The organism is Methylobacterium sp. E-041 (genome assembly GCF_022829665.1).
Taxonomy (GTDB): domain Bacteria; phylum Pseudomonadota; class Alphaproteobacteria; order Rhizobiales; family Beijerinckiaceae; genus Methylobacterium.
In genome coordinates this window covers 1-4,188 of sequence record NZ_JAKSYQ010000105.1, presented here as the reverse complement: position 1 = coordinate 4,188, position 4,188 = coordinate 1, and the positions used below count along the sequence as shown (strand labels likewise).

Sequence of the window (4,188 nt, the reverse complement as noted above, 5' to 3'; positions counted from 1 at the left end):
GTAAGCGCTTGGTGGAGGCTCGGCGTTGTATTTTGGTCGCGTCGTCTTCCTGAAGGCCGGCTGACCGAGGGGATGACCGTGCGCCGATCTGGATGTTTTGCAGTGACGGGATGCTTTTCTAGTCCGACGTCGTGCTGCGGCGGCCCGACGTCGTGCTGCGGCGTGCTGACAGGGAAAGGATCAATCCCAAATCGGCCTGCGCAGTCGACAAAGCGCCCTGCGTCCACACCAGAATGATCATCGCACGGGCTTCTAACTTTCTAGCTCACCGGCGACCCTGATGGCTCCTCTCACCGGAGCCCAACCCATGGCCGACGCGACCGACGACGACCTCCCCGAGATCCTGATCCGCCGGAAGCGTAAGCACGCAAGAGCCCAGGCGAGCAGCACCGCCCGGCGCAAGGCCAGGAACGCACCCCGCCGGGACGACCTGGCGCGCGCCGCCTACTATGTGCTCCTCCTGACCATGTATGAGGCCGAGAAGCAGGGCGAGATCGAGCGTGCCAATCGTATGCGCCGCCGCATGCTCCTCATGATGGAGGATGCCCTGTTCGACCGGGCAGCCTCCGCCATGGCCTTTGATGGCCATGGCGACACCGTGATCCAGGACGTCAAAGCCTGGGTCGGCGCGCGCAGGTTCGCAAAGCGCAGGGAGGCTGAGGCTGCTCGGTCAGCCGCTGATACGAAGTAACGGGGGAGTACGCGGGGTGGATCTCAGCCGCTGACAAAGGCGGCTCAGGTCGGCGGTTCGCGGTCAGGCGGCCTGAGCGAGCCCCGTAAGCGGGGTCCAATTCCACGGCAGCAGGTCGCAGAGGCGTCGAGCCGGATGCTCGGCGATGCGGGTGAGGACGTCCCGCAGGTAGGCCTCGGTATCGAGGCGGTTCAGCTTGGCCGTCTCGATCAGGATGTAGAAGGCGGTCGCCCGCTCGGCGCCCCGATCCGAGCCAGCGAACAGGTCGTTCTTGCGCCCAACGGCGACGCCGCGAAGCGCCCGCTCGGCCGGGTTGTTGTCGAGCCCGATCCGGCCGTCGTCGAACACCCGGGTCAGCGCGCGCCAGCGGGTCAGCATGTAGCGGAACGCCTTGGCCAGATCCGAGGGGCCGGAGAGCTGCGGCAGGATCGTCTCGGCCCAGGTTCTCAAGGCATTGGCCAGCGGCTGGGATCGATCCTGTCGCCGTCGCTGTCACTCATCGGGCGGCTGGCCGGCGATCTCGCGTTCGACCGCGTAGAGGGCGCCGATGCGCTCCAGCGCCTCCCCGGCGATGGCCGAGCCGGTCTTGGCGGGCACGTCGAAGAACTTGCGCCGGGTGTGGGCCCAGCACGCCGCCGCGATCAGGGCACCGCCGGTGCGCCCGCCCTCGTAGAGGCGATTGAAGCCGGCATAGCCGTCGGCGTGCAGCACGCCTTGGAACCCGGCCAGATGCGCCGAGAGCCACAGCAACAGCTTAAGCTGTCGCGCCCGGCACGCAAGCCCGTTGCCGGCACCCGCGCGTCAGCCCGCGATGCGAGGCCGGTCCGTACGCACCGGGGTACGCCAGTCGATGCCCTCCAGCAGCATGGCGAGCTGCGCCGGCGTCAGCGCAGCAGCCGCGCCCGCCGTCGCCGGCCAGACGAAGCGACCCTTCTCCAAGCGCTTGGCGAACAGGCACAGGCCCTGGCCGTCCCACCACAGCACCTTGATCAGGTGCCCCTGCCGACCGCGGAAGACGAAGGCCTGTCCCGAGAACGGATCACGCGCCAGGTGATCCTGCACGAGACTGGCCAACCTGTCGAAGCCCTTGCGCATGTCGGTGTGTCCGGTCGCCAGCCAGACCCGCGAGCCGGAGGGGACCGGGATCATCGTCCCAGCAGCGCCGCGATCACGCCCTGCAGGAGCACCACGTCCGCGCCTGCCTCGGCCCGCAGCCGATGACCGCCGGCCAGCTCGATCTCGATGGCGCCGGGGCGGGGCGGCTCGTCGCGGACGGGAGGTTGCGGAGCCGGCAGCGCGAGCGGAACGAAGCTCGGGCGGGACGCCACCGGCGGCGGCGATGCTTCTGTCCGGAGAGCGCGGCGCCAGCGGAACAGCAGACTCGAATGAAGCCCGTACCGGCGCGCCACTTCGGAGGCCGTCGTCGCCGGATCCTCCGCCTCGGCAACGATCGCGCGCTTGTGCTCGGGCGACCAGGTCCGTCGCGTTCCCGCGACGACGATGTGAGCCGTGTTCGTCATGGGTCCAGACACAGGGCCGATACAGCGCCATCCCGCGCCACCACCTGTATCCAGACCCAGGCCCTATCCGCACAAGGCAGCCGTCACCGAGTACTTACACGCCAGCCGTCACAGGGGTGGGTAATTACGGGTAAGGAGCGCGTGGACGACCGGCGCGTGATCAGTGGTATCGTCCACGTGTTCGAATCCGGCGGCCGCTGGATGGACGCGTCGCGGGACGTCTACAGGCCGAAGAAGACGCTTCTCGCAACCGCATCGTACGCTGGGAGGCCAAGGGGGGCTGGGTCGGATTGTTCGAGATGCTGGCCCAGGCCGGCGGGCCGCCCTCTCAAGATGCTGATCGACTCCATCGCTGTGAAGTCATACCGCTACGCCGGCAGGGGTAAGGGGCAGGGGGAGCAGAATTTATATACTGTCTTTTTGACCGTTCTTACTCCAAGAAATCAAGAATAAAACCAATGTTATTATAGCACCATTCGCTAAATATCCGCCTAAAAAGAAGTAAGTACTAACTATCGGCAAAGCTAATGCTTTATTGGATCCCTGCATTGATCTTATGATAAGGCATACATAAGCAATCGACCCTACCAAACCATATTCAAATATTAATTTAGCCCATGTTGGGTCATGGGTTGCGAAACGCCCTCCAGGCATTGAGTCTTCAAAAACTTTTATAGCTCCTGGACCCTTTCCAAGGATGGTCGAAACTACGCCATCGAAACTAAAAGTAAGTATCATATTTAAAGGTGCAATAAATCTGGAATACCCGCTCGATCCTGGGGTAGAGAATTCATTAACTCTTCCTGTGAATACTTCTAGCTGAAGCGAATCGCTGAAAGACACAAGTAGAGATGCAACTACTATTAGGGCAATGATGTAACTCAGGCGGCCGTTCGAGACCATCAAAAATCCCCCATAAACTGCAATTAGTATAAGACCGGTTCCAGAATAGCTGCATAGCACCGCAAAAGTATAGATAGCTAAAATAATGACGTTCCGCCTATTTATCAGCTCAATAATTATTGCAATTGCAACATATTGACTGAATATAGATGGTTCTGAGAAGAAGAACCCATTGCTTTTGAATGTATTTGATCCGTCAAATAAGGGAATAACACTATTAAATCCCGCGACTATATAGCTCTTGTCAACAAAAAGATCTAGATAAAATGCTATATTTGAGCCTAATACAAACTGAATAAAAAACTGAACAATCCCTATGAGAGAAAATGCAATCATTGATTTTCTGAATGTTTTTAGCAAATTTATATGTTTTATAAATTTATATGATATTTTTGTTGAAATACACATCTGAAGAATACATACGAGCATCAAAGAAGATAGAGAGCCTTCAATGAAAGCGTTATTTATAAAAAGCGATATAGATCCAATAATAACAAATAGTAAATAAAGTAGAAGACTTAAAGTATCAAATACAATAACTCCTGATATTAGCCCAACGAGCGTTACAGCAGGCAATAGGCTGGTGATTATGGATATAGAACCAGAACTACCAGGGGCGGCGAATTTTTGCAATACAATCGATATTATTAAAAAACAAGATAAAAAAAACTCAAATACTTTAAAGCCCACTACATTATCACCAATAGGGTCAAAGAAATTGTTCTCTTTCTTTTTGTAATTTTCTGCTACTTGCATCTTCTCATACAATCCGGCTGCACTCGAAATAAATTGATCTAAAGTTCTCTATTCTACATTATCCATGATTTTATATTTTGCTTCGTTTGTTTTTTACGAGTTCTAATAACCATAAATTTGGAGACCATATCTTATATATGCCAAATTACGGCGCTTGATACATGCTCTATGGTCACGTTGGTATGGAAGGTAGCGCTACCGTTGCTGTAGAGATTGGCAACACCGAGGCTGTTGGATCCGCCCGTGTTGGCAGCCGTATCACCCGCATAGGTTTGCCCGTCGAGCGTGACCTGATGGACGTAGAGGTTGCGATCGTTG

Annotated in this window: 5 protein-coding genes and 2 pseudogenes; 2 read left to right on the top strand and 5 right to left on the bottom strand. The window is 56.5% G+C overall.

What is annotated here, in order from left to right:
- Nucleotides 1-307: 307 nt before the first annotated feature.
- On the top strand, nucleotides 308-691 hold the full coding sequence (locus MKK70_RS10050; RefSeq protein WP_243947384.1) for a hypothetical protein: 384 nt from the start codon (nucleotides 308-310) through the stop codon (nucleotides 689-691).
- A gap of 63 nt (nucleotides 692-754) precedes the next feature.
- Here MKK70_RS10050 and tnpC read toward each other — a convergent pair.
- The 3 genes and pseudogenes from tnpC to tnpA form a co-directional block, all read right to left on the bottom strand.
- Nucleotides 755-1,423: pseudogene (gene tnpC, locus MKK70_RS10045) on the bottom strand (IS66 family transposase); the annotation flags it as partial.
- Nucleotides 1,424-1,492: 69 nt separating this feature from the next.
- Nucleotides 1,493-1,840 carry an IS66 family insertion sequence element accessory protein TnpB gene (tnpB, locus tag MKK70_RS10040; RefSeq protein WP_243947382.1) on the bottom strand — a complete coding sequence of 116 codons (348 nt, stop codon included), beginning with the start codon at nucleotides 1,838-1,840 and terminating at the stop codon, nucleotides 1,493-1,495.
- Nucleotides 1,837-2,211, bottom strand: a complete 375-nt coding sequence (gene tnpA, locus MKK70_RS10035; protein WP_243947380.1) for an IS66-like element accessory protein TnpA — start codon at nucleotides 2,209-2,211, stop codon at nucleotides 1,837-1,839. The genes tnpB and tnpA overlap by 4 nt, the downstream gene beginning before the upstream one ends.
- 129 nt (nucleotides 2,212-2,340) lie before the next feature.
- Here tnpA and MKK70_RS10030 point away from each other — a divergent pair.
- Nucleotides 2,341-2,616 (top strand): annotated as a pseudogene (locus MKK70_RS10030) (transposase); the annotation flags it as partial.
- On the opposite strand, the gene MKK70_RS10025 reads toward MKK70_RS10030, so the two are convergent.
- Nucleotides 2,617-3,870, bottom strand: a complete 1,254-nt coding sequence (locus MKK70_RS10025; RefSeq protein ID WP_243947377.1) for a hypothetical protein — start codon at nucleotides 3,868-3,870, stop codon at nucleotides 2,617-2,619.
- Between the two features lie 131 nt (nucleotides 3,871-4,001).
- On the bottom strand, nucleotides 4,002-4,188 hold a 187-nt coding region (locus tag MKK70_RS10020; protein ID WP_243947375.1), incomplete at its 5' end, for a hypothetical protein.